Raw genomic sequence first — 23,119 nt, forward strand, 5'->3', positions numbered from 1 at the left:
CATGCCCAAGGAATTCAAGCTTCCCGACGTGGGCGAGGGCGTCGCCGAGGGCGAGCTGCTCGAGTGGCTCGTCGAGCCCGGCGACACCGTCACCGAGGACCAGCCGGTCGCGAAGGTCGAGACGGACAAGGCCGCGGTCGACGTCCCCTCGCCGTACAACGGCACGGTGAAGGAACTGCTCGTCGAGGCGGGCGAGATGGTGCCCGTCGGCGACGTCATCATGGTGTACAACGTCGAGGGCGAGGACGACCTCGACGACACGACGCCGTCCGGCGGGAGCGAGGAGTCCGCTGAGGCCGACGCCGGCGGTGCCGAGGCAGCGGCCGACGCCGAACCCGCCGGCGACACCGAGGAGGTCGAGACCCCCTCGGGTCGCGTGTTCGCCCCGCCGAGCGCCCGGAAGCTCGCCCGCGAACTCGGCGTCGACATCGGCGCGGTCGAGGGGACCGGCCCCTCGGGCCGCGTCACCGACCAGGACGTGCGCGCCCACGCCGAGGGCGGCGACGAGGCCGAGCCCGAACCGGCGACCGCCGAAGGTGGCGACGACGGTGCCGCCGCGAGCGAGTCCGCCGACACGGGCGCTGCCGGCGGGCAGGCGTCCGCGAGCGCCACGACGGCCGCGCCGCAGCAGGTCGAGGCCGCGAACCGCGAGCAGACGCTGGCCGCGCCGGCGACCCGGAAGCTCGCCGAGGAGGAGGGCGTCGACCTGAACGCCGTCCCGACGGACGAGACGAAAGACGGCGAGGCGTTCGTCACGCCGGAGGCCGTCCGCGAGTACGCCGAGGCACAGCGCCAGGCCCAGGAGGCCGACGCGCAGGCGATGGCCGCCGGCGAGCCGATGGGCGAGCCCCAGCAGCGCGAGACGCGCGAATCGTTCCGTGGCGTCCGCCAGACCATCGCCGACGCGATGGCGGAGTCGAAGTACACCGCCCCGCACGTCACCCACCACGACGAGGTGGACGTGACCGCGCTCGTCGAGGCCCGCGAGGAGCTCAAGCCCCACGCCGCCGAGAAGGACATCAAGCTGACCTACATGCCGTTCGTGATGAAGGCGTGTGTGGCGGCGCTGAAGGAGTTCCCCATCGTCAACTCCTCGCTCGACGAGGAGAACGAGGAGATCGTCAAGAAGCACTACTACAACATCGGCGTCGCCACCGCGACCGACGTGGGCCTGATGGTCCCCGTCGTCAAGCAGGCCGACAGGAAGGGCCTGCTCCAGCTCTCCTCCGAGATGAACGAGCTCGTCTCGAAGGCCCGGGAGCGCTCGATCGCGCTGGAGGAGATGCGCGGCGGCACGTTCACCATCACGAACATCGGCGGCATCGGCGGCGAGTACGCCACGCCGATCATCAACTACCCCGAGACCGCCATCCTCGCGCTCGGCGAGATCAAGAAGAAGCCCCGCGTCGTCACCGACGACGACGGCGAGGACTCCATCGAGATCCGCCACGTGCTGACGCTGTCGCTCTCGTTCGACCACCGCATCATCGACGGCGCGGAGGGCGCACAGTTCACCAACGAGGTCATGAAGTACCTCGAGAACCCGCAGCTGCTCCTGCTGGAGTAGTCTCTCTCCCTTTCGACAACGCACCGCTCGTAGTTCGCGGGACACAGCCACACAAGAGTACGAACCGCCGCTGTCGCACGGAAGCGGCCGCCCCGGTCGGGCGAGCCGCCCCGTTCCCCCGTGGCGACCGCCCCCCGACGGCCGCGCACTCGGCAGCGCCGCGACGGTCCCCCCGAACCGTCGTCGAATTCGGTCTGCCCAACTACTCTGATGCACGAATATCGGTTATAGGCACCGCTGAGACGCCGTCTCAGCCGTGAGACGCCACGTCGGTTTGCGAACGGTTAACTCGGCTCCCTCGAATGCGACAGCATGGACCGGGACGCTGTCGACGACGCCGTCGCCCTGTTGCAACGTGCGCCCGTCCTCGCCGCCTGTCGCGACGGTCCCGCGGACCGGGCCACCATCGCCGAGCGTGCGTCGGTCTCGCGGGCGACGGCGTACCGGGCGACGAACGCCCTGACCGAGCGGGGCGTCCTGGAGCGAGAGGCCGCGGGCTACCGGCTCACCGGGCTCGGGCGTGCCGTCCTCACCCACATCGAGTCGTTCGATCGGGGGCTGGCGGGAGCCCGGACGCTGGCACCCGTGCTGGCCCACGTCGACGCACCCGAACTCGTCTCCAACACCGAGCTGTTCACCGACGCGACGGTCGTCACCGTGGACCCGTCCGCACCGTACCGCCTCGACCAGGAGCTCGCGGCCATCGTCGCCGACACCGAGCGGGAGATGGTCGGCGTCACGACCTCCTTCGGGTCGCCGACGGTGATGGAGCGGACGTACGAGGTCATCCGGAGGGGCGTCGCGGTCGAGTGGGTCCTCACGCCGGCGGCGTTCGAGGGCGTCCTCGAACAGCACGGTGAGGGACACGACCAGCTCATGGCGATGGACACGACGGCCACCTACCTCATCGAGCACCCACCGCTCGACATCGCCATCTACGACGACAGGCTCGTGGTTCCCGGCTACGACGGGGAGAGCGGTGCCGTCACGGCGATGGCGTGGACCGACGACGCCGCAGCCGTCGAGTGGGCACGCGGCGTCTTCGAGGCGTGTCGCGACCGGGCAGAGCCGCTCGACTGACCCGGTCTTCGTCACGTGCTCACACACGACGCCCTCGGCCGCGGTGCAGTCTCCCGGTTCCGCCCGCGCTGGCAATTCCTGCGGCTTTTTATGGCTGCTGGTCGGCTGTTGTAGTATGGTCGTCGGAGACGTCACTACTGGCACGGACGTACTGGTCATCGGCGCGGGTCCGGGGGGCTACGTGGCCGCCATCCGCGCCGGACAGCTCGACCTCGACGTGACGCTCGTCGAGCGCGACGCCTACGGCGGGGCCTGCCTCAACCGGGGCTGCATCCCGTCGAAGGCGCTCATCACTGGCTCGAAGCTCGCCCACGACGCGGGCAACGCGGAGGACCTCGGCATCCACGCGAACCCCGCCGTGGACCTCTCGCAGATGATGAACTGGAAGGACGGAATCGTCGACGGGCTGACCGGCGGCGTCGAGAAGCTCTGCAAGGCCAACGGCGTCAACCTGGTCGAGGGCACCGCGGAGTTCTCGGGCGAGAACTCGGTCCGCGTCGTCCACGGCGGCGAGGGCCAGGGCAGCGAGTCCATCGACTTCGAGCACTGTATCATCGCCACCGGCTCGCGGCCCATCCAGGTGCCCGGCTTCGAGTTCGACGGCGAGCACGTCATCTCCGCCGAGGGCGCGCTCGACCTCCAGACCGTTCCGGACGAGCTGGTCGTCGTCGGCGCGGGCTACATCGGCATGGAGCTCGCCGGGGTCTACGCCCGTCTCGGCACCGACGTGACCGTCATCGAGATGCTCGACGACGTGCTGCCACCGTACGAGGACGACGTGAGCCGCGTCGTCCGCAAGCACGCCGAGGAGCTCGGCGTCGAGTTCCACTTCGGCTACACCGCCGAGGACTGGGAGGAATCGGGCGACGGGGTCGTCGTCACCGCCACGCCCGCCGCCGCCGACGGTGGCGAGGCCGCCGAGGCCGAGGAGGACGACGAACGGGAGACCCTCGAACTCTCGGCCGACAAGGTGCTCGTCGCAGTCGGCCGCCAGCCGGTCACCGACACGATGAGCCTCGAAGCGGCCGGCATCGAGACGGACGAGCGCGGCTTCATCCAGACGGACGACCGCGCCCGCACCGAGAAGGAGCACATCTTCGCGGTCGGCGACGTGGCCGGCGAGCCGATGCTCGCGCACAAGGCCAGCACGGAGGGGCAGGTCGCCGCCGAGGTCATCGCCGGCGAGCCCTCGGCCATCGACTACCAGGCGATGCCCGCAGCCGTGTTCACCTCGCCCGAGATCGGCACCGTCGGCCTGACCGCCGACGAGGCCGAAGAGCAGGGCTTCGAACCCGTCATCGGCAAGTTCCCGTTCAACGCCAGCGGTCGTGCGATGACCGCGAACGAGACCGACGGCTTCGTCCGCATCGTCGCCGACGAGCCCAGCGGCTTCGTGCTGGGCGCACAGATCGTCGGCCCGGAGGCCAGCGAACTGATCGCCGAGCTCGCCCTCGCCATCGAGATGGGTGCGACGCTCGAAGACGTCGCCTCGACGGTGCACACGCACCCGACGCTCGCCGAGTCGACGATGGAGGCCGCCGAGAACGCGCTTGGCCACGCCATCCACACGCTGAACCGCTGATCGCCGGATTCGACGGACGGCTCCGACACGTTCCCATCCGGTAGGCCGTGCCCGCTGTTCCATAGGTTGCCCGTAACAATGCCCGAGCAGTCCCAACGTCGTCGTATGGGAGGGAGCGACAGTACGGCGTTACGGCGGTTCCTCGGACGCTGTCCGGACTGCGAGGTGTCGATTCCGTCCGGACGACTGCTCGCGGTGTACGAGCCCCCCGACGGCTGGCCGCAGCTCCTCGCGGAGTGTCCCGACTGCGAGGTCGTCGTGCATCCGGCCTAGCCGCCCGCCGTTCGACCGTCGGCGACCGCACGATCATCGGCACGTATTTGCCGCCTAGAGTCGTGCTATCACCATGCAGGCGGTGTTCCTCGTCATCGGAGCGGTGTTCCTCGCCATCGGTATCGCCACCTCGGTCGGGAGCGACGTGACGCTGTGGGGGACGTTCATCGCGGTCGGGACGGTGTTCCTCACCCTCGGACTGGCTCTCGACGATGGGGACGGCTCCGGAGACGACACCCCCGACGAGCAGCGCTGAGCAGCCTGTCGCCCCGACGCCCTTTTGGCCACCAGCGCTGTACGGCCCGCCATGACAGTCGTCACGCTCGGGCCCGCCGGGACGTACTCGCACCGCGCCGCCAGCGCCGTCGCCGACGGGGTCGAGTTCCGCGAGTCCGTGACGAGCATCGTCGAGGCCGTCGCCGACGGTGACGCCGAGCGCGGCGTCGTCCCCATCGAGAACAGCATCGAGGGCAGCGTGACGGAGACGCTGGACGCACTCGCCGAGTTCGACGTGGCCGTCACGCAGGAGGTCGTGACGCCCATCCGCCATGCGCTGCTCGCCCAGGGCGAGGTGTTCGACACCGTCGCGAGCCACCCGCAGGCGCTCGCGCAGTGCCGGGGCTTCCTCGACGAACACTACCCCGACGCCGACCGCGAGGCCGTCGCCAGCACCGCCCGCGGGGTCGAACGGGCCCGCGAGGATGCCACCGTCGCGGCCATCGCCCACCCCGGCACCGCCGACGACACCGTCTCGCTGCTCGCCGAGGACATCCAGGACCGCACGTCGAACGCGACCCGGTTCTTCGTCGTCGCGCCGCCGGAGGACCGCTCGGACGCCGGCGGGAAGACCACGCTCGTCGTCTACCCCGGCGCGAACTACCCCGGACTCCTGCTCGAACTCCTCCAGCCGTTCGCCGACCGGGACATCAACCTCTCCCGGCTCGAATCCCGGCCGTCGGGCGAGCGCCTCGGCGACTACGCCTTCCACGTCGACGTCGACGCCGGCCTGTTCGAGGAGCGCACGCAGGCCGCGCTGGAGGATGTTCGGGAGCTCGCGAGTGCGGGCTGGGTGCGCGTGCTCGGGTCGTACGACGTCGAGCACGTGCTGGACTGAGTCTTTTTGTCCGATGCCGGGGCCAGGACCGGCGTGACCTGACCCCGGCTGCCCCGGGGGACGAGGCAGGTGTGCGGCACACCCCGGGGTGCGAGACCGCCGCCTGTTCGCCACTCCCGAGCCCCGGCCACGCGCTGAACTTAAGTATCAGCCCGCCGTATCTGTCGGACACAATGCGACGGAATCCGTTCGAGGAGCTAGAGGAGATGTTCGACCGCATGGGCCGACAGTTCGAGCAGCGCGGCATGCCGACGCTCGAATCGGTGCCGGTCGACATGCAGGACCACGGCGACGAGTACGAGATCGTCGCGGACGTCCCTGGGTACGACACCGAGGACATCGAACTCACGTTCTCCGAGGGTGCAATCACCATCGACGCGAGCCGCGAGGAGGAAACCGAAGAGGAGGATGATGGCCACTACGTCCACCGCGAGCGCCACAGTTCGGTCAGTCGCAGCATCCGGCTCCCCGAGGCTGTCGACGAGGAGGCCATCAGCGCGAGCTACCGGAACGGCACCCTCACGGTCACCGCGCCGAAGGCCGAGGCGGACGAGGGCCACCGCATCGACATCGACTGACGCGAGCTACGGTGTCGCGTCGACGACCGCGTCAACGGTCGTCGCGAGCGCGTCGGTCCAGTCGTCGGGCCAATCCGCCCCACGTTTCGGCGGTTCGACCGGGAACTCGGCGGCGTGGAACGTCACCCGGTCGAACGCGTCTTCGGCGAGTCGTCCCACGAACGCCGCGTTCTCCCGCTTCGTGCTCACACCGCCGCTGGCGAGGTCGTAGTACGCGCTGAACGCCTGGCAGACGACGACCGTCTCGTACTCGTCGAGAGTGCCGGCCTCCAGCGAGCGCAGGAGCGTCACCGTGTTGTTCGCCGGGTCCGCCCGACGCATCTCCAGTTCGACGAGCACCAGCACGTCCTCGCCGACGCCGGCCACGTCGACGGGTGTCGAGCCGATCTGGTGTTCGACCGCCCACGTCAGGTCCGGTCGCGCCGCTTCGAGGTCCGCGGCCAGTCGTTCCTGTCCCTCGCGTGCGAACTCGCCCACGAGCTGCAGCTGGGCCGCCCTCGACTTAGTCCTCGTGGACGTGAATCGCGGGCCGCCCGGGCCGTGCCTTCGACGCCAATCCGTCGTCGGCCTCGTCGGGCGACAGCACCCGTACCGGCGCGTCGAACTCGTCCTCGACCAGCCACGCGGCCCGCCCCAGGACGGTGCGCTCCCGGTCAGCGCCGAGCGACGCGTCCAGCCCGGGATGCTCGGCCGCGAGGTCCTTCGCGAAGCTGGCAGCCGCCTCGCCCTGTTGGCGCAGTTCCGGGTCGGCCATCACCGCGCCGACCACGTCGCCATCGTCGATGCCGCGGGCGAGCTCCAGTGCGCGGTACTTCCACGCCGGCGCGACGACCACGTCGATGGCGGCCGGGTCGTCGATGTCGGCCACGTCGAGTATCTGGCGCACGTCGCTCCGGGTGTTCTCGACCAGCGACCGGTCTCGCTCGTGGTCGTCCATCTCGTGCTCCGCTGTCGGCCAGTCGGCCGTCGCGACGAACCCCTCGTGGCCGAGTTCACGCCACGCCTCCTCGCAGACGTGCGGGGCGATCGGGGCCAGCAGTCGCACGACGGCGGCGACGCCGCGAGCGACGACACCGGGCTCGTTTTCGTCGCGCTCCCGGTACCGGGTCAGCAGCTCGAACAGGTCCGTCATCTCGCGGACGGCGCGCTCGAACCGCATCGACTCGTAGGCGTCGGTGGCAGCGGCGACCGTCGCGTCGACTTCGTGGGCGACGTACGCGGCGGCCGGGCTGTCGAAGTCGCCTTCGACGTCGCCCGACACCGTGGTCGACAGCCGGTAGAGTCGCTGGAGCAGCCGGTGGCTCGAACGGACGCCCTCCTCGCGCCACGCGAAGTCCTTGGCCGGACGGGCCGCCCGCAGGACGAACAGCCGGGCGGTGTCCGCGCCGAACTCCGAGACGATGCGCTCCGGGGAGACGCCGTTGTCGCCCGACTTGGACATCTTCGCGCCATCTTCACCCTGCACCATCCCCTGCGTGAGCACTGCGTCGAACGGCTCGCGGTGGTCGAGTAGCCCCAGGTCGGCGAGCGCCTTCGTCACGAACCGGGCGTACAGCAGGTGCATGACGGCGTGTTCGTCGCCACCGACGTACTCGTCCACCGGCAGCCAGTCGTTCGCACGGTCGGTGTCGAACGGTGCGTCCGTCAGGTCGGGTGCGACGAACCGCAGGTAGTACCACGAGGAGTCGACGAACGTGTCCATCGTGTCCGTCTCGCGGACGGCGTCGGCACCGCACTCCGGACAGGCGGTCTGCTTCCACTCCGTAGCGGCGTCCAGCGGGTTCCCCGTCGTGTGGACGAACTCGGGGAGCTCGACCGGCAGGTCCTCGTCCGGTACCGTGACCGGGCCGCAGTCGTCGCAGTGGACGACCGGAATCGGCGTCCCCCAGTACCGTTGGCGGGAGATGCCCCAGTCGCGCAGCCGGTACTGTGTCGTCGCCTCGGCACCGGGCAGGTCAGCGACCAGCCGCTCGCGAGCGGCGGCGCTGTCCAGCCCGTCGTACTCGCCGGAGTTGACGAGCACGCCGTCGTCGCTGAATGCGGCCTCCAGTACGTCGACCTCGCTTCCGTCTGCGGGCTCGACCACCGGCCGGATGTCGAGGTCGTGCGCCGTCGCGAACGCGTGGTCGCGCTCATCGTGGGCGGGCACGGCCATCAGCGCGCCCGTGCCCACGTCGCTCAGGACGAAGTCGGCGACGTAGACGGGTAGCTCCTCGCCGGTCGCGGGGTTCGTGGCGGTCATGTCGGTCACGACGCCCTGGGGGTCGTCGGCGTCGGGGTCGGCCACGTTCTCGACGAAGTGCGCCACCTCGGAATCGCGCTCGGCGGCGGCCTCGGCCAGCGGGTGGTCCGGCGCGAGCGCGACGAAGGTCGCGCCGTGGATGGTGTCCAGCCGGGTCGTGAAGGCGGTCATCTCGCGTTCGCCGTCGGGCGTCTGGACGGGGAAGGGCACCTCGGCACCCTCGGTGCGGCCGATCCAGTTGCGCTGGCGGTCGCGCACGCCGGCGGGCCAGTCGTCCAGCCGGTCGATGTCGTCCAGCAGCTCGTCGGCGTAGTCGGTGATGCGCAGGAACCACTGGTCCAGCTCCCGGGCCGCTACGGGGGAGTCACAGCGCCAGCAGACGCCGTCGCCGTCGCCGCTCGTGGACGCCGTCGGGGCCGCTCCTTCGACCTGTTCGTCGGCGAGCACCGTCTCGCAGCCGGGACACCAGTTGACCGCGCTGGCCTCGCGCTCGACGAGGCCGGCCTCGCGGAACCGGGCGAACAGCCACTGGTTCCACCGGTAGTAGTCGGGGTCGCAGGTGGTGACCTCGCGGTCCCAGTCGTAGCCGAAGCCCAGCGACTCGAACTGCTCGCGCATCCGCTCGATGCAGCGGCGCGTCCAGGCGTCGGGGTCGGTGTCGCGCTCCAGCGCGGCGTTCTCGGCGGGCAGGCCGAACGCGTCCCAGCCCATCGGGTGGAGCACCGTCTCGCCTCGCATCCGGCGGTATCTCGCGTAGGCGTCGGTGATGGCGTAGTTCCGGACGTGACCCATGTGGAGCTCGCCGGAGGTGTAGGGGAACATCGCGAGCACGTACGTCGGGTCGTCGGCGTCGTCCGGGACCTGGAACACGTCGGCGTCGTCCCAGCGGTCCTGCCATCGTCGCTCGATTCGTGTGTGGTCGAACTCCGTCTGCTGCGTCTGTTGTGGCATCGTGGGGACTCTTGGTTCGTGGGAGGTGGGCAGTCGTTCAATTCGTGTCCATCTGACATTCCGGTGTGTCTGGTCGCGGCAATAATTGACGGTGGCGTGTGGTGGTGTATCGTGGGGGAGCGACGCTCACCGGCCCACGCCGCAGTGGGAGGACTGGCCGGTCCGCCCCACGAGACGGGATTGATAGTCCTTTTAACGACTCCGAGTGAACGGTTCCCCATGACCTACGACCCGCAGACACTCGAATCGGAGTGGCGGGACCGCTGGCGGAGCGAGGGGCGCTACGAGGCGAATCCCGACGCCGTCGCGGACGAGGACCCCACATTCGTCACGGTGCCCTACCCGTACCCCAGCGGCGGGATGCACATCGGGCACGCCCGGACGTACACCGTGCCGGACGTCTACGCGCGATACCGACGCCAGCAGGGCGACAACGTCCTCTTCCCCATCGCGTGGCACGTCACCGGCACGCCCATCATCGGTGCGGTCGAGCGCCTGAAGAAGCGCGAGCCGGAGCAGATGGACGTGCTCAAGAACACGTACAACGTCCCCGAGGAGACCCTGCAGGACCTGGAGACGCCGATGGGCTTCGCCCGGCACTTCATCGAGGAGCACTACAAGAAGGGGATGAAGCGCCTCGGCATCTCGGTCGACTGGCGACGCGAGTTCACGACGAACGACGAGCGCTACTCGAAGTTCATCACCTGGCAGTACGAGACGCTCAGGGAGCGCGGCCTGCTGGAGAAGGGGCTGCACCCGGTCAAGTACTGCACGAACGAGGACCAGCCGGTGACGACCCACGACATCCTGGAGGGCGAGGAGGCCGAGTTCCAGGAGTACACGCTGGTCAAGTTCGAGACCGAGATCGACGGGGCCGACGTCGTCGCGCCGATGGCGACGCTCCGACCGGAGACCGTTCGTGGGGTGACGAACGCGTTCGTCGACCCCGACGCCGACTACGTGGTCGCGGAGGTCGACGGCGAGTTCTGGTTCGTCTCCGCGAGCGCCGCCGAGAAGCTCAGACTCCAGGGTCACGAGGTCGAGACCCGCTACGAGTACGCGGGCCGCGATCTCGTCGGCAAGCGGGTGACGAACCCCGTCACCGGCGACGACGTGCTCGTGCTGCCCGCTGGCTTCGTCGACGCCGACAACGCGACGGGCGTCGTGATGTCCGTCCCGGCGCACTCGCCCGACGACTACCTCGCGCTGCAGGAGGCGAAGGAAGCGGCCGACGACATGGCCGAGTACGGCATCGACGCCGACGAGGTCCGCGGAATCGAGCCGGTCCCCATCCTCACCATCGAGGGCTACGGCGACATCCCCGCGAAGGACGCCGTCGAGTCCGCCGGCATCGACTCCTCCGAGGACCCCGGGCTGAAGGCGGTCACGCAGGACCTCTACAACGCCGAGTTCCACTCGGGCGAGCTGCTCGACAGCTACGGCGAGTTCGCCGGTGGCGTCGTCGAGGACGTGCGCGACGAGTTCAAGCAGTCCTATCTGGGTACTGCCTTCGGCACGATGCAGGAGTTCTCCGAGGAGGTCGTCTGTCGCTGCGGCGGCGACGTCGAGGTCGCCCAGCAGGACACCTGGTTCCTCCGCTACAACGACCCCGACTGGAAGGGGAAGACCCACGAGGCCGTCGCGAACCTCGACGCCATCCCGGAGAACACCCGCGAGCAGTACGACCACACCATCGACTGGCTCAACGAGTGGCCCTGCATCCGGAACTACGGGCTGGGCACCCGCCTGCCGTGGGACCAGGACTTCGTCATCGAGCCGCTGTCGGACTCGACGCTGTACATGTCGTACTACACCATCGCCCACCGCATCGACGAGGTCGAGCCCGAGGCGATGGACCGGGAGTTCTTCGACACGCTGTTCTACGGCCCCGAGGCCGTCGACGACCCCGACGAGACCGCCCTCTCCCTGCGCGAGGAGTGGGACTACTGGTACCCCGTCGACTACCGCTGCTCGGCGAACGACCTGGTGAACAACCACCTGACGTTCTACCTGTTCCACCACGCCGAGCTGTTCGACCAGCCGAACTGGCCCCAGGGCATCACCGTGATGGGCATGGGCCTGCTGGAGGGCGAGAAGATGTCCTCCTCGAAGGGCCACGTCGTCCTCCCCGGCGAGGCCATCGACCGGTACGGGGCCGACACCGTCCGGTTCTTCCTGATGAACTCCGCGGAGCCGTGGCAGGACTTCGACTGGCGCGCGGACCAGGTGACGAGCACGCGCGACCAGCTCGACCGCTTCTGGCGGCGCGCCGAGGAGCTCATCGGCGACGGCGACGTGCCGGAACCGGTCGACGCGAGCGACGCCGACGACCTCCAGCGCATCGACCGCTGGCTGCTCTCGAAGCTGCAGGACACCATCGGGATCGTCACCGAGTCGATGGAGAACTTCGAGACCCGGTCGGCGAGCCAGGCCGCCTTCTACGACTTCCAGGAGAACCTGCGCTGGTACCGCCGACGTACCGACACCGAGCGCGAGGGCGCACGGCGCACCCGCCGGACCGTGCTGGAGGCCCGCCTGCGGATGCTCGCGCCGTTCGTCCCCTACATGGCGAACGACCTCCACGAGCAGCTCGCGGGCGAGCCCGCCGAGGACGCCCCGTGGCCGTCGGTCGACGAGGCGCTGGTCGACCCGCAGGTCGAGGTCGAGGAGTCCCTCGTCGCGGACCTCACCGACGACGTGCGCGACATCGTCGACGTGACCGACACCGACCCCGAGACCGTCCGCGTCTACGTCGCCGCCGACTGGAAGCACGACGTGTTCGCACAGGTCGTCGACACCGGCCCCGACGTGGGTGCGGTGATGGGCCAGGTCATGTCGGACCCTGACCTGCGCGAGAGGGGCGACGCGGTCAACGACCTCGTGCAGGACCTCGTCGCGTTCGTCCGCGAGCGCGACGACGGGACGCTGGAGACGCTGGCCGGCCTCGACGAGGCCGCCGTGTACGCCGAGGCGCTCGACGCGCTCGAACGCGAGTACGACGCCACCGTCGAACTCTACCGCGAGGACGACGACGACGTGGTCGACCCCGGCGGGAAGGCCGGACAGGCCATCCCGTTCCGGCCGGCGGTCCACATCGAGTAGACCGAGCCGGAACAGGGCCGACCATCGCCGCGAAAAATGTCGAGTAGACGGCCAGCTCAGCACCGACTGGCGACGTCGTTGTCGTCGTAGTCGTTGCCGGTGGAGGTGGCGTCGTCGACGATCTGGGAGTCGCCGTTGCCGCAGATGGAGTTCTCCTCGATGTCGTTGTCGTCCGAGTTCTCGAGGTCCAGGCCGTCGTCGTCGTTCTCCTCGATGGTGTTCCCGACGACGTCGTTGTCGTTCGCCTCGACGAAGCGGGCGCCGTCGTCGTCGTTGTCGGTGACCTCGTTGTCGACGAGTTCGTTGTCCTCGGTGCCGGAGAACTGGACGCCGTCGTCACCGTTGCCGGTCATCTCGTTGTTCTCGACGACATTCTCGGACGAGAACTCGACGAAGAGGCCGTCGTCGTCGTTCTCCTCGAGGACGTTGTTCTCGATGACGTTCGAGTCACCACCGAAGGACCCGGTCGACTCCTTGAGGACGTGGAGGCCGTCGTCGCCGTTCTTCCGGGCTTCGTTGTCGATGACCTCGCCGTCGTGGAAGTCGACGAGCAGGATGCCGTCGACGTCGTTGCCCCGAACCTCGTTGTCGGAGACCTCGGTCTCGGCGATCTCGCGGACGACGATGCCGTGCTCGCCGTTGTCCCAGGCCTCGTTGCCGGAGATTTCGTAGAGCCGGGCGTTGTTGTCAGCATCGACGTGGATGCCGGTCATGGCGTTTCCGGAGACCTCGTTGTCGACGACGTCGGCGCCGAGGTCGATGGTGTAGATGCCCTGGCCGCCGTTGTCGAAGATCTCGTTCCCCTCGATGCTCGCCCTGGAGGTGTCGTCGAGGTAGATGCCGCGGCCGTCGTTGTCGTATATGTCGGTGTCGTGGACGGCGAGCGTGCTCGACACGCTGAAGTGGATGCCGACGCCGTTGTCCCCGACGTGGGTGGCGCGGATCGTCGTCTTACCCACGTCGTCCCCGCGGATGCCGGTGCGGACGTTGTCGGTGACGTGGCTGTCGACGATTCTCACGTTCCGGGTGCCCGGCGACTTGTACTCGAGCTCGATGCCGTTGCCCCACTCGCGAACCTCGACGTCCTCGACGGTGACCCCGTCGGCGCCACGGATCAGGATGCCGACGGTGCCCGAGCGGGACTGCCCCTCGACCAGGTGGCCGTCGCCGTCGAACGTGACGTCGTCCGCCTCGATGACGATGCAGTTCGTCTCGCCGCGGTCACGGAGGTCCCTGGTGAGCTCCTAGGTCCCGGAGGAGCTGATGGTTCGACACGAGCTGATGCTCGTGACAGGTGTGTCGGTTGCGCCGACCGGGACCGCCCCGAACGCTGGTGCGGCCAGGAGGCACGCGACCAGCACCAGGACGGTCGACATTCGTATCGGTTGGAGTGCCATCGGGAACGAGTGACGTGGCACGGGTGATTGTTATGGAGCGCAACGTTCGGTTTCGCGGCCGTCAGGCACCGCCGAACGGTGGCCGTCCTGGGTCGACAGAGGAGCGTCCGCGAGCCCGCCGGCCAGGTGACGCCCGCGAGCACGGCCCGAAGCAGTCGGTCGGTCGACGGTCGACGCCGCGCTTCGAAAGCCGTTCCTACCACCCTGCCATCCCGGGTGGGGTGACCCGGGTCCGGCGACGTTGCGAGTGTCCGGTCGGGGCTGGTCGTCCGGCCGCGGTCCGACGGGTCCTGAGCTGTCGTCCCTGGACGGGGAGCCGCCGGTCACCGTCGCCGTCGAACAGGCATTTCTCCCTCCCGTCCGAAGCCCGGTTATGAGCGACGACCACGACGACCGGAACGTCCACGGCGAGCCGCTCGACCCCTGCTGTTCGACACCACCCACTGGCTACCTGCGCGACGGCTGCTGTCGCCACGTCGAGGAGGACCTCGGCCGTCACGAGATCTGTGCGGTCGTCACGCAGGAGTTCCTCGAGTACAGCCGCGAGCAGGGCAACGACCTCGTGACGCCCCGTCCGGAACTGGAGTTCCCCGGGCTCCATCCGGGCGACCGCTGGTGTCTCTGTCTCGGGCGCTGGCTGGAGGCGAAGGAGGACGGTGTCGCACCGCCGGTCGACCTGTCGGCGACGAACGAGGCGGTGCTGGATTCGGTCGAACTGGAGACGTTGGAGGAGTACGCGGCGGAGTCGTAACGGCGGAAACGAAGCGGGAGTACGCGGCCGAGGATCAGTTCCCGAGCCCGAGCAGGTCGAAGGGCGTGCCGTTGTCGTTCTCGTCGGCGTGCTCGAAGACGACGTGGGCGGTGGCGACGTCCTGGATGGCGAGGCCGGTGGAGTCGAAGACGGTGACGCCGTCCTCGTCGGTGCGGCCCGGGCGCTCGCCGGTCACGATCTGGCCGATCTCGCCGTAGATGTCGTCGTCGTCGAGCACGCCGGCGTGCCACGGGACGTTGATCTCGCCGGAGTGGGTGCACTGCTTGTAGTCGTCGATGACGAGCTTCGCGGCCAGCAGCACCTCGTCGGCGATCTCGTGTTTGCCCTCGGCGTCGGCACCCATGGCGTTGATGTGGGTGTGCTCGCCGAGGTCGTCGGCGGAGACGAGCGGCTCCTCGACGGGGGTCACGGTGGAGAGCACGTCGCAGTGGCCGGCCTCGCTGATGGAGCCGCCGCGGACGTCGAACTCGTCGTCGTAGCGGTCGACGAACCGCTCGACGGCCTCCTCGCGCACGTCGCTGACGACGACCTCCTCGATGGGTCGGACCTCGGCGATGGCGTCGAGCTGCGTGTACGACTGGACGCCAGCGCCGACGATACCGAGGCTGGTCGCGTCGGGAACGGCGAGGTGGTCCGTGGCGACGGCGGCGGCCGCGCCCGTGCGCTTCATCGTCAGCTCGGTGCCGTCCATGATGGCGAGGGGGAACGCCGTCTCGGGGTCGGAGTAGATCATCGTCCCCATCACCGTGGGGAGGTCGTGGTAGTCCGGGTTGTCCGGGTGGACGTTCACCCACTTGATGCCTGCGGCGTCCCACGTCTTCGCGTTGAGGTAGGCCGGCATCGACCGGAAGTCGCCGTTGTACTCCGGCAGGTCGATGTACGACTTCGCCGGCATCTGTGCGTTCCCGTGTTCGTAGGCTGCGAACGCGTCCTCGACCGCGCCGATGACCTCGGGCATCTGCGCGTTTTCGTCCACGTCGTCGCTGCCCAGAAGAAGCGTCTGCATAGCTGGTGCTACTGAACCACCGTACTTAGTTAAATCGGAACCCGACCACCAGAAGCAACCGAGGACGAGTTCACTGGTCGCCCCAGTCCGGCCCGCGGCCGCCGAGCCGGCGCGCCAGCTCGATCGCCTCGGGGTGGTGCTCCATCACGTCGGTCGGCGTCACGATGCCGACCGCCTGGAGCTTCTCGGTGACGACGACGTGGCGGACGCCCTCGGCCTGCATCCGCTGTATCACCTCCTCCACGGAGGTCTTCGGCGAGACCGTCACCAGCGGCGAACTCATCACCTCGCCGACGGTCACCTCGTCCAGCAGGCTCGGGTTCGAACTGCGGAGTCGGTCGAGCACCAGACCGAGCGTCGAGCGTTCCTCGGCGTCCGTCCGGTGCTCGCACTCGAGTTCGAGCACGTCGCTCTTCGTGAGGATGCCGACCTTGTACGGCCTCGCGCCGCCCTGGCGGGTCACGACGACGCACCCGATGTGTTCGTCGACCATCGTCTCGGCTGCGGTCCGCACCGGCTCGTCCTCGTCGACGCTGACCGGCTGTTCCGACATGATCTCGCGGACCCGCATACCCGAACGTCGACCGTGTGGTGACAAGTAACGTTCGGCCATGCATCGAGGGTCGTCTCCGTCGAGTGCGGCCGCTACCGGGAGAGCGTCGAAAGAATTCGAAGGTCGGTCGAGCGGCGATACGTCGGTCAGCCGGTGGGTGGTGTGCTGGCGGTGGCCGAGCTTACATCGCGCCGCCCATGCCGCCCATACCGCCCATGCCGCCCATGCCGCCGCCCATGCCGCCTGCGGGCGGGCCGCCGGCGTCGCCGCCGTCGTCGGGGTCGACCTGACCGCCGGAGAGGTCGCCCGCGGCGATGACGTCGTCGATGCGCAGGAGCATGACGGCCGCCTCGGTGGCGCTCTCGATGGCCTGGGTCTTCACGCGGAGCGGCTCGACGACGCCCTCCTCCTCCATGTCGATGACGTCGCCGGAGTAGGCGTCGAGACCGGCCGCGTACTCGCCGCCGTCGTGGCGGGAGCGGAGCTCGACGAGGCTGTCGATGGAGTCGAGACCCGCGTTCTCGGCGAGCGTGCGCGGGATGACCTCGAGTGCGTCGGCGAAGGCCTCGACGGCCAGCTGCTCGCGGCCGCCGACGGAGTCGGCGAAGTCGCGGAGCTGGAGTGCGACCTCGACCTCGGGTGCGCCGCCGCCGGGGAGGACGGTGCCGTCCTCGATGGTCGTGCGGACCACGCCGAGGCTGTCGTCGATTGCGCGCTCGACCTCGTCGACGACGTGCTCGGTGCCGCCGCGGAGCAGGAGCGTGACGGACTTGGCGTCCTCGACGTCCTCGATGAGGATCTGCTCGTCGCCGCCGACGTCCTGCTGGCTGATGCGGCCGGCGAAGCCGAGGTCGTCGGCCTCGACGTCGTCGACGTTGGCGACGACGCGAGCGCCGGTCGCGCGGGCGATGCGCTTCGCGTCGGAGTCCTTCACGCGGCGGACCGCGAGGATGCCCTCCTGGGCGAGGTAGTGCTGGGCCATGTCGTCGATGCCGTCACCGACGAAGACGGCGTCGGCACCGGCCTCGACGAGCGTGTCGACCATCTCCTTGAGCTGCTTCTCCTCCTGGTCGAGGAACTGCTGGAGCTGGTCCGGGTCCGTGACGTTGACCTCGGCGTCGATCTCGGTCTCGCGGACCTCGAGTGCGTCGTCGACGACGGCGACGTTCGCGTCCTCGACGAAGAACGGCATGTTGTCGTGTGCGCGGACCTTGTCGAGGAGGACGCCGTCCACGAGCTCGGAGTCGTCGACGGAGCCGCCGACGATCTTCTCGATCTTGATGTTCTCGGCGTCGATTCCCTCCTCGTCCTGGACGGCGAGGACGGCGTCGACGACGAGCTCGGCGAGGAGGTCCTTCGAGGACTCCGCGCCCTTGCCGGTCATCGCCGTCGCGGCGATCTGCTCGAGGTAGTCGCGGTCGTCGGCGTCGACGTCGATGGCGGCGTCCTCGAGGAGTTCCTTGGCCTTCTCGGCGGCCTGACGGTAGCCGTTCGCGATGGTGGTCGCGTGGACGTCCTGCTCGAGGAGGTCCTCGGCCTTCTTGAGGAGCTCACCGGAGACGACGACGGCGGAGGTGGTGCCGTCGCCGACCTCGTCCTCCTGGGTCTGGGCGACCTCGACGATCATGTTGGCCGCCGGGTGCTCGATGTCCATCTCCTTCAGGATGGTCACGCCGTCGTTCGTGACGACGACGCCGCCCGTCGAGTCGACGAGCATCTTGTCCATCCCTTTCGGGCCGAGTGTGGTGCGTACGGACTCTGCGACGGCCTTTCCGGCCGTGATGTTCATCGACTGCGCGTCCTTGCCGGACGTTCGCTGACTGTCCTCGGAGAGAACGATGAGGGGCTGATTACCCATTTGCTGAGCCATGGTCGTCCGAATGATTGATTGGCATTCTATATAAAAGTTGTGTAAGCAGGTCTCAAAAACGCCAGACGGTACCACAATAACCCTTGTTATTTGTTGTCATGGCCTGTGCTTTATATACTGTATTCGGGCGTCGTGAGGTGGCGCTGGCGCTCTCCGGTGTGACTGCTCGACGAGAACCGTTCGGCGGGGTGGTCGGCGACGGTCGGCCGCGGTTCAGGTCCCGCCGGGGTACCGGTGGTAGTCCATCCCCTTGCGCTTCAGCTCGTTGTGCTTCCGTTCGAGGAAGGCGTACACCGAGCCGTGCGGTGCGCCGTCGAGCAGTCGCTCGGCGGCCTCGCGGACGATCTGCACCTGCTCCGGCCCGCCGATGATGCCCATCGTCGAGCCGTAGATGACGACGCTCGCGCCCGTCAGCTCCTCCATCAGCTCCCTGGTCCGGCCGTTCTCGCCGATGAGGCGGCCCTTCTTTCGCTTGCGGTCGCGCTTGTTGCGCGCCGCCGCGTCGATGTCGATGAGGTCGAACATCCGCATCTCGTCGTCGAGGAGCGTCAACGCGTCCTCCGGCGGGAAGCCGCGGCCGATCGCCTGGACGATGTCGGGGCCCTTCAGCGCGTCCACGGGGTCACCCACCTGCTCGATGGCGACGGAGCCGTTCTCCGAGTCGATGTCCAGTCTGACACCGGCCCGGTTCTCGATCCGTCGCATCGTCTCACCGCCCTCGCCGATCAGCACGCCGATGCGGTCCTGCGGAATCTTCACGTGCTGCTGCATAGAACGGCGTAGCACGCGGACGCGTTTAAGGCTTCGGCAGTGGAGTTTTCGTGTGTCTCGGCTGTTCTCTGGACTGTTCGTCGTGACTGTTTCTGGTTGCGGATTCGGTGATGGCGATAGCCGAGAATTTGGTTCTATAGTGAGACTCGCTTGCCCCACGAACAGACAGAAAGCCCCCGGTCGCTCGCCGCCTGTGACTCGCTGCGCTCCTCGTTCCTGCGGTGCTTGCGTCGTCTCGGCTGGCGAGCGACCGGCCCCTTTCAGTCCCGCCCACCGCCTCCGCACCTCGTACCTCCCCAACCGACTGCGGTGCTCAGTCGCTAGCGTCCCCGGAAATCGGAGATTTCCGGTGGGCCCACGAGACGCGAGCGTCTCGTGACCGCTCCCTGCGCTCCTCGTCCCTCGCACGAGTACGGCTCACGGCCTGGCGAGACTCCTTCGTCGTCTCGCTGCCCTCCGCTCGCAGACTCGCGGAGACCTCGCTGCGCTCGGCACGTTCGCCAGCCGCGCGCCACCCGCCTGACACATCGATATCGCCGCCAAAGTTTACAATAATTATAAACCTCGGTGAGGCAGGCGACCCGCACGACCGCCCGAACCGGAACCGAGCACCGTCACAGACAGGGGCAGAACGCGAAGCGACCGAAGGACAGTTGGGTCTCGGACCCCCAGAATACGGTAATGAGCACGCAGGACATCGAGGCACTCGACGTCGAGCGCATCCGCGAGGATTTCCCCATCCTGGAGCGGACGGTCGGCGACGACGTCCCGCTGGTCTACCTGGACAACGGGGCGACGAGCCAGACACCGAAGCAGGTCGTCGAGAGCATCGTCGACTACTACTACGGCTACAACGCGAACGTCCACCGCGGGGTCCACCAGCTGAGCCAGGAGGCGTCCATCGCCTACGAGGAGGCCCACGACCGGGTCGCGGAGTTCATCGGCGCGGCGGGACGCGAGGAGATCGTCTTCACGAAGAACACGACGGAGGCGATGAACCTGGTCGCGTACGCCTGGGGCATGGAGGAGCTCGGGCCGGGCGACGAGGTCGTCCTCACCGAGATGGAGCACCACGCCTCGCTGGTCACCTGGCAGCAGGTGGCAAAGCGCACCGGCGCGACGGCGAAGTACATCCCCATCGACGAGGACGGGCTGCTGGACATGGACGCGGCGGCCGACCTCATCACGGACGACACGAAGATGGTCAGCGCGGTCCACGTCTCGAACACGCTCGGGACCGTCAACCCGGTCTCCGACCTCGCCGACCTCGCCCACGAGCACGACGCCTACGCGTTCATCGACGGCGCACAGGCGGTGCCGACCCGCCCGGTCGACGTGGGAGCTATCGACGCCGACTTCTACGCCTTCTCTGGCCACAAGATGGCCGGCCCGACCGGCATCGGGGTGCTCTACGGCAAGGAGGCCATCCTCGACGAGATGCAGCCGTACCTCTACGGCGGCGACATGATCCGGAAGGTCACCTACGAGGACGCGACGTGGAACGACCTGCCGTGGAAGTTCGAGGCGGGCACGCCGCTCATCGCACAGGCGGTCGGCCTCGACGCGGCCATCGACTACCTCGACGACATCGGCATGGAGCGGATCCAGCGCCACGAGGAGCGCCTCGCGCGCTACGCCTACGAGCGCCTGGGCGAGTTCGAGGACGTTGACATCTACGGCCCGTCGCCCGACCAGGGCCGCGGCGGCCTCGTCGCGTTCAACGTCGGGAGCGTCCACGCCCACGACCTCGCGAGCATCGTCAACGACCACGGCGTGGCCATCCGCGCCGGCGACCACTGCACCCAGCCGCTGCACGACACGCTCGGGGTCGCCGCCTCCGCCCGCGCGTCGTTCTACATCTACAACACCGAGGAAGAGGTCGACGTGCTCGTCGAGGCCATCGACGACGCGCGCCAGCTGTTCGCCTGACCCGACCAGTTCCGCTCCGCCATCGGACCGTTTTTGCCGCTGGCTTCGGTGTCCGAACCATGGACATCCCCGCCCTCCGCGAGCGCGCCGAGACGTACTTCGGCGGGCTCGCGCCGACGCACGACTGGCACCACGTCGAGCGCGTGGTCGAGAACGCCGAGGCGCTCGTCGACCGCACCGACCACGCGGTCGACGAGGACGTGCTGCTCGCGGCCGCGTGGCTCCACGACATCGGACGCAAGCGCGAGGCCGACGGCGAAATCGACGACCATGCGGCGTGGGGAGCCGGAGAAGCCCGACGTATCCTCGACGCACAGGGGGTCGACACAGCGACCGTCGACGCCGTCGCACACTGCGTCCGCGCCCACCGCTTCTCGAACGACGTCGAGCCCGAGAGCCGCGAAGCGGAGCTGCTCTCAGACGCGGACAACCTCGACGCCATCGGCGCGGTCGGGCTCGCCCGGACGTTCGCCTACGCCGGGGAGCACGGCCGGACCCTCCACGACCCCGACCTGCCACCGGTAGCCGACGACTCGCCGGCCGGCGAGACCTCGTTCAACCACGTCCACAAGAAGCTGCTCCGCATCGAGGACCGGATGTACACGGACGCCGGTCGGGAGCTGGCGGCCGACCGCCACGCCTTCCTCGAGACGTTCGTCGAGCAGTTCGAGCGCGAGGTCGCCGGCGAACGCTGAGCCCGTCGGCCCCGCGCCGACTACTCCTCGTCCTGCCGCCGTCGCCGTCTCGCCAGCCCGGCGGCCGCGCCGACGCCCGCGAGTGCGGCGAGCACGCCGAACCCGGGCGAGCCGCCGTCGGTGCTGTCGTCGGTGGTGGTGGTCCCCGGCGTGTGAGAGGCCGGCGTGACGGGGTCGTCGTCGGTTGTCCCTGCCGTTCCGCCCTCGCCGCCGCCGTCCGGTGGGCGGGTGGTCGGCGTGTCAGTGTCGCCGTCCGAGCCCCCTTCGGGCACCGGCCGGGGCTCCATCGTCGGCGCGGGCTCGCCCTCGCCCTCGGGCTCGGGGAACAGGAGCAGGCGCGCATCGAGGCCCTGCTGGCGCTCCTCGCGGCTGTTCTCGGGGTTCTGGTAGCTCGCGCCGACGAACCCCTCGTGGATGGGTTTCGCGGTCCAGAAGACGGCGGTCTCGTCGTCGCGCCAGCCGCCGAGGAGCCGTGGGGCCGTCGGGTCGGTGACGTCGTACACCCGCACGCCGCCGCCGTACCAGGAGGTGTAGAGCCGGTCGCCGTCGACGCCGAAGTTGTGCGAGGTCGCGCCGTCGTTGTCCTCGGGGGGCGCGAGGATGGTCTCGCGGGTGGGCTCGTCGCCCATCGACCAGAGCTCGATGCCGCCGGGCCCGCCGTCGTGGTCGGGGGTGTCCTCGCGGTCCCACGCCTCCTTGCCGACGTACACCGCCGACCCGTCGGCGTTCGGCTGGACGTAGTGGGCGTTGCCGGGCAGTTCGATGAACTCGGACGTGAAGCCGTCTCCGATCTCGGCGAGGTACGCGGCGGAGTGCTCGCCGAGCTTCGCCACCGCGCTCGGGTTCGCCGGGTCGCTCACGTCGACGACCCAGGTGCCGGCGTCCCAGTACGCGACGTACAGCGTGTCGTCCTGCACGTACACGTCGTGACACGAGAGGGAGTTCCGCCCGGCGTCGCGCCACGCGTCGTCCTCGTCGACGGCGGACCACTCGCCGACCTGCTCCGGCGAGTCGCCGGTCACGTCGTAGATCATCGTCGGCTCGTTCGGCACGCCGCTGCCGGTGAGGTAGGCGTGCGTGCCGTCGAAGAAGCAGTTGTGGATGCCGTAGTTCGTCGGCTGGAAGGCGAGCCGCTCGGGGTTCGCGGGGTCGCTCACGTCGTAGAGGAAGAACCCGGAGAGCTCGTTTCGCCCGCCGGCGTTCGGTCCGGCGACGACGAGCCGGTCGTCGGCGTACTTCACGTCGTAGACCCGCTGCATCGGCCCCTGCCCGTCGTGGGTCAGGTCGCGCTCCTCGGACAGCAGTGCTGGATTCGCGGGGTCGCTCACGTCGACGGTCGCGAAGCCGTCGCGGGTCGCCGCGAAGACGGTCTCGCCGTCCTCGCTCACGACGGCCTCGCAGACGCCCTCGATGGCGAGTTCGGCGGTGGGTTCGAGCGGTGCTGCCTGGTCGGCCGACCGCGACGCGGCCGCCGTGGCCGGGAGGGTGGTCGCGGCTGCAACCCCGGCGAGTCCGGCGAGGACGCGGCGGCGGTCGACCTCCGAGGGGCGGTCGGCTGCATCGTCGGTCTGTCGGGGAACCATACGACGACTGATGCGAGACGGTTGTAAGTGCGTATCCCAACCTCAAAGACTCGT

19 protein-coding genes are annotated in these 23,119 nt (G+C 68.9%); 11 read left to right on the forward strand and 8 right to left on the reverse strand.

The window, feature by feature from the left end; all coding sequences use genetic code 11:
• Position 1 precedes the first annotated feature (1 nt).
• From NOW55_RS17360 to NOW55_RS17390, 7 genes are all read left to right on the forward strand, one after another.
• On the forward strand, positions 2-1,567 hold the full coding sequence (locus tag NOW55_RS17360; protein ID WP_256401370.1) for a dihydrolipoamide acetyltransferase family protein: 1,566 nt from the start codon (positions 2-4) through the stop codon (positions 1,565-1,567).
• Between the two features lie 312 nt (positions 1,568-1,879).
• The gene (locus tag NOW55_RS17365) at positions 1,880-2,647 is read left to right on the forward strand and encodes a helix-turn-helix transcriptional regulator (RefSeq protein WP_256401371.1); all 768 of its coding nucleotides are present in this window, start codon (positions 1,880-1,882) and stop codon (positions 2,645-2,647) included.
• A 115-nt stretch (positions 2,648-2,762) separates the two neighbouring features.
• Complete coding sequence (gene lpdA, locus NOW55_RS17370; RefSeq protein ID WP_256401372.1) at positions 2,763-4,229, forward strand: dihydrolipoyl dehydrogenase; 1,467 nt, start codon at positions 2,763-2,765, stop codon at positions 4,227-4,229.
• A 105-nt stretch (positions 4,230-4,334) separates the two neighbouring features.
• On the forward strand, positions 4,335-4,502 hold the full coding sequence (locus tag NOW55_RS17375) for a DUF7837 family putative zinc-binding protein (protein ID WP_256401373.1): 168 nt from the start codon (positions 4,335-4,337) through the stop codon (positions 4,500-4,502).
• 73 nt (positions 4,503-4,575) lie between these two features.
• Positions 4,576-4,758 (forward strand): hypothetical protein, encoded by a 183-nt coding sequence (locus NOW55_RS17380; RefSeq protein ID WP_256401374.1) that lies wholly within the window; start codon positions 4,576-4,578, stop codon positions 4,756-4,758.
• A gap of 51 nt (positions 4,759-4,809) precedes the next feature.
• The gene (gene pheA, locus NOW55_RS17385) at positions 4,810-5,616 is read left to right on the forward strand and encodes a prephenate dehydratase (RefSeq protein ID WP_256401375.1); all 807 of its coding nucleotides are present in this window, start codon (positions 4,810-4,812) and stop codon (positions 5,614-5,616) included.
• 173 nt (positions 5,617-5,789) lie between these two features.
• Positions 5,790-6,194, forward strand: coding sequence for an Hsp20/alpha crystallin family protein (locus NOW55_RS17390; protein WP_256401376.1), 405 nt, complete (start codon positions 5,790-5,792; stop codon positions 6,192-6,194).
• 6 nt (positions 6,195-6,200) lie between these two features.
• Here NOW55_RS17390 and NOW55_RS17395 read toward each other — a convergent pair whose 3' ends face one another.
• Together NOW55_RS17395 and leuS (NOW55_RS17400) are read right to left on the reverse strand one after the other, a co-directional pair.
• Positions 6,201-6,671, reverse strand: a complete 471-nt coding sequence (locus NOW55_RS17395) for a hypothetical protein (protein ID WP_256401377.1) — start codon at positions 6,669-6,671, stop codon at positions 6,201-6,203.
• A 25-nt stretch (positions 6,672-6,696) separates the two neighbouring features.
• Positions 6,697-9,387 (reverse strand): leucine--tRNA ligase, encoded by a 2,691-nt coding sequence (leuS, locus tag NOW55_RS17400; protein ID WP_256401378.1) that lies wholly within the window; start codon positions 9,385-9,387, stop codon positions 6,697-6,699.
• Positions 9,388-9,606: 219 nt separating this feature from the next.
• On the opposite strand from leuS (NOW55_RS17400), the gene leuS (NOW55_RS17405) reads away from it, so the two are divergent.
• Positions 9,607-12,489 (forward strand): leucine--tRNA ligase, encoded by a 2,883-nt coding sequence (leuS, locus tag NOW55_RS17405; RefSeq protein WP_256401379.1) that lies wholly within the window; start codon positions 9,607-9,609, stop codon positions 12,487-12,489.
• 56 nt (positions 12,490-12,545) lie between these two features.
• Here the strand turns inward: leuS (NOW55_RS17405) and NOW55_RS17410 are convergent, their stop codons facing one another.
• Positions 12,546-13,691: a right-handed parallel beta-helix repeat-containing protein gene (locus tag NOW55_RS17410; RefSeq protein ID WP_368407784.1), complete on the reverse strand. Its 1,146-nt coding sequence runs from the start codon at positions 13,689-13,691 to the stop codon at positions 12,546-12,548.
• A gap of 568 nt (positions 13,692-14,259) precedes the next feature.
• On the opposite strand from NOW55_RS17410, the gene NOW55_RS17415 reads away from it, so the two are divergent.
• Positions 14,260-14,637 (forward strand): DUF2237 family protein, encoded by a 378-nt coding sequence (locus NOW55_RS17415; protein ID WP_256401380.1) that lies wholly within the window; start codon positions 14,260-14,262, stop codon positions 14,635-14,637.
• A 34-nt stretch (positions 14,638-14,671) separates the two neighbouring features.
• Here the strand turns inward: NOW55_RS17415 and NOW55_RS17420 are convergent, their stop codons facing one another.
• The 4 genes from NOW55_RS17420 to NOW55_RS17435 form a co-directional block, all read right to left on the reverse strand.
• A complete protein-coding gene (locus NOW55_RS17420; RefSeq protein WP_256401381.1) occupies positions 14,672-15,664 on the reverse strand; it encodes an ornithine cyclodeaminase family protein in 993 nt (330 codons plus the stop codon).
• Positions 15,665-15,734: 70 nt separating this feature from the next.
• Complete coding sequence (locus NOW55_RS17425; RefSeq protein WP_256401382.1) at positions 15,735-16,235, reverse strand: CBS domain-containing protein; 501 nt, start codon at positions 16,233-16,235, stop codon at positions 15,735-15,737.
• Between the two features lie 163 nt (positions 16,236-16,398).
• Positions 16,399-18,075, reverse strand: a complete 1,677-nt coding sequence (gene thsA / locus NOW55_RS17430; protein WP_256401445.1) for a thermosome subunit alpha — start codon at positions 18,073-18,075, stop codon at positions 16,399-16,401.
• Positions 18,076-18,300: 225 nt separating this feature from the next.
• On the reverse strand, positions 18,301-18,858 hold the full coding sequence (locus tag NOW55_RS17435; RefSeq protein WP_256401383.1) for a KH domain-containing protein: 558 nt from the start codon (positions 18,856-18,858) through the stop codon (positions 18,301-18,303).
• A gap of 681 nt (positions 18,859-19,539) precedes the next feature.
• Between NOW55_RS17435 and NOW55_RS17440 the strand changes: the two genes are divergently transcribed.
• Both NOW55_RS17440 and NOW55_RS17445 read left to right on the forward strand, forming a co-directional pair.
• Positions 19,540-20,787: an aminotransferase class V-fold PLP-dependent enzyme gene (locus NOW55_RS17440; protein WP_256401384.1), complete on the forward strand. Its 1,248-nt coding sequence runs from the start codon at positions 19,540-19,542 to the stop codon at positions 20,785-20,787.
• A gap of 59 nt (positions 20,788-20,846) precedes the next feature.
• Positions 20,847-21,482 carry an HD domain-containing protein gene (locus tag NOW55_RS17445; RefSeq protein ID WP_256401385.1) on the forward strand — a complete coding sequence of 212 codons (636 nt, stop codon included), beginning with the start codon at positions 20,847-20,849 and terminating at the stop codon, positions 21,480-21,482.
• A 20-nt stretch (positions 21,483-21,502) separates the two neighbouring features.
• On the opposite strand, the gene NOW55_RS17450 is transcribed toward NOW55_RS17445, so the two are convergent.
• Positions 21,503-23,065, reverse strand: a complete 1,563-nt coding sequence (locus NOW55_RS17450) for an LVIVD repeat-containing protein (RefSeq protein ID WP_256401386.1) — start codon at positions 23,063-23,065, stop codon at positions 21,503-21,505.
• Positions 23,066-23,119: the final 54 nt, after the last annotated feature.

The organism is Haloarchaeobius litoreus, assembly GCF_024495425.1.
Lineage (GTDB): Archaea > Halobacteriota > Halobacteria > Halobacteriales > Natrialbaceae > Haloarchaeobius > Haloarchaeobius litoreus.

Excerpts from the sequence above, each read along its gene's own strand:
- NOW55_RS17360 (WP_256401370.1), top strand. The coding sequence starts at position 2 with ATGCCCAAGGAATTCAAGCTTCCCGACGTGGGCGAGGGCGTCGCCGAG.
- NOW55_RS17365 (WP_256401371.1), top strand. The coding sequence starts at position 1,880 with ATGGACCGGGACGCTGTCGACGACGCCGTCGCCCTGTTGCAACGTGCG.
- lpdA (WP_256401372.1), top strand. The coding sequence starts at position 2,763 with ATGGTCGTCGGAGACGTCACTACTGGCACGGACGTACTGGTCATCGGC.
- NOW55_RS17375 (WP_256401373.1), top strand. The coding sequence starts at position 4,335 with ATGGGAGGGAGCGACAGTACGGCGTTACGGCGGTTCCTCGGACGCTGT.
- NOW55_RS17380 (WP_256401374.1), top strand. The coding sequence starts at position 4,576 with ATGCAGGCGGTGTTCCTCGTCATCGGAGCGGTGTTCCTCGCCATCGGT.
- pheA (WP_256401375.1), top strand. The coding sequence starts at position 4,810 with ATGACAGTCGTCACGCTCGGGCCCGCCGGGACGTACTCGCACCGCGCC.
- NOW55_RS17390 (WP_256401376.1), top strand. The coding sequence starts at position 5,790 with ATGCGACGGAATCCGTTCGAGGAGCTAGAGGAGATGTTCGACCGCATG.
- leuS (WP_256401378.1), bottom strand. The coding sequence starts at position 9,387 with ATGCCACAACAGACGCAGCAGACGGAGTTCGACCACACACGAATCGAG.
- leuS (WP_256401379.1), top strand. The coding sequence starts at position 9,607 with ATGACCTACGACCCGCAGACACTCGAATCGGAGTGGCGGGACCGCTGG.
- NOW55_RS17415 (WP_256401380.1), top strand. The coding sequence starts at position 14,260 with ATGAGCGACGACCACGACGACCGGAACGTCCACGGCGAGCCGCTCGAC.
- NOW55_RS17420 (WP_256401381.1), bottom strand. The coding sequence starts at position 15,664 with ATGCAGACGCTTCTTCTGGGCAGCGACGACGTGGACGAAAACGCGCAG.
- NOW55_RS17425 (WP_256401382.1), bottom strand. The coding sequence starts at position 16,235 with ATGCGGGTCCGCGAGATCATGTCGGAACAGCCGGTCAGCGTCGACGAG.
- thsA (WP_256401445.1), bottom strand. The coding sequence starts at position 18,075 with ATGGGTAATCAGCCCCTCATCGTTCTCTCCGAGGACAGTCAGCGAACG.
- NOW55_RS17435 (WP_256401383.1), bottom strand. The coding sequence starts at position 18,858 with ATGCAGCAGCACGTGAAGATTCCGCAGGACCGCATCGGCGTGCTGATC.
- NOW55_RS17440 (WP_256401384.1), top strand. The coding sequence starts at position 19,540 with ATGAGCACGCAGGACATCGAGGCACTCGACGTCGAGCGCATCCGCGAG.
- NOW55_RS17445 (WP_256401385.1), top strand. The coding sequence starts at position 20,847 with ATGGACATCCCCGCCCTCCGCGAGCGCGCCGAGACGTACTTCGGCGGG.
- NOW55_RS17450 (WP_256401386.1), bottom strand. The coding sequence starts at position 23,065 with ATGGTTCCCCGACAGACCGACGATGCAGCCGACCGCCCCTCGGAGGTC.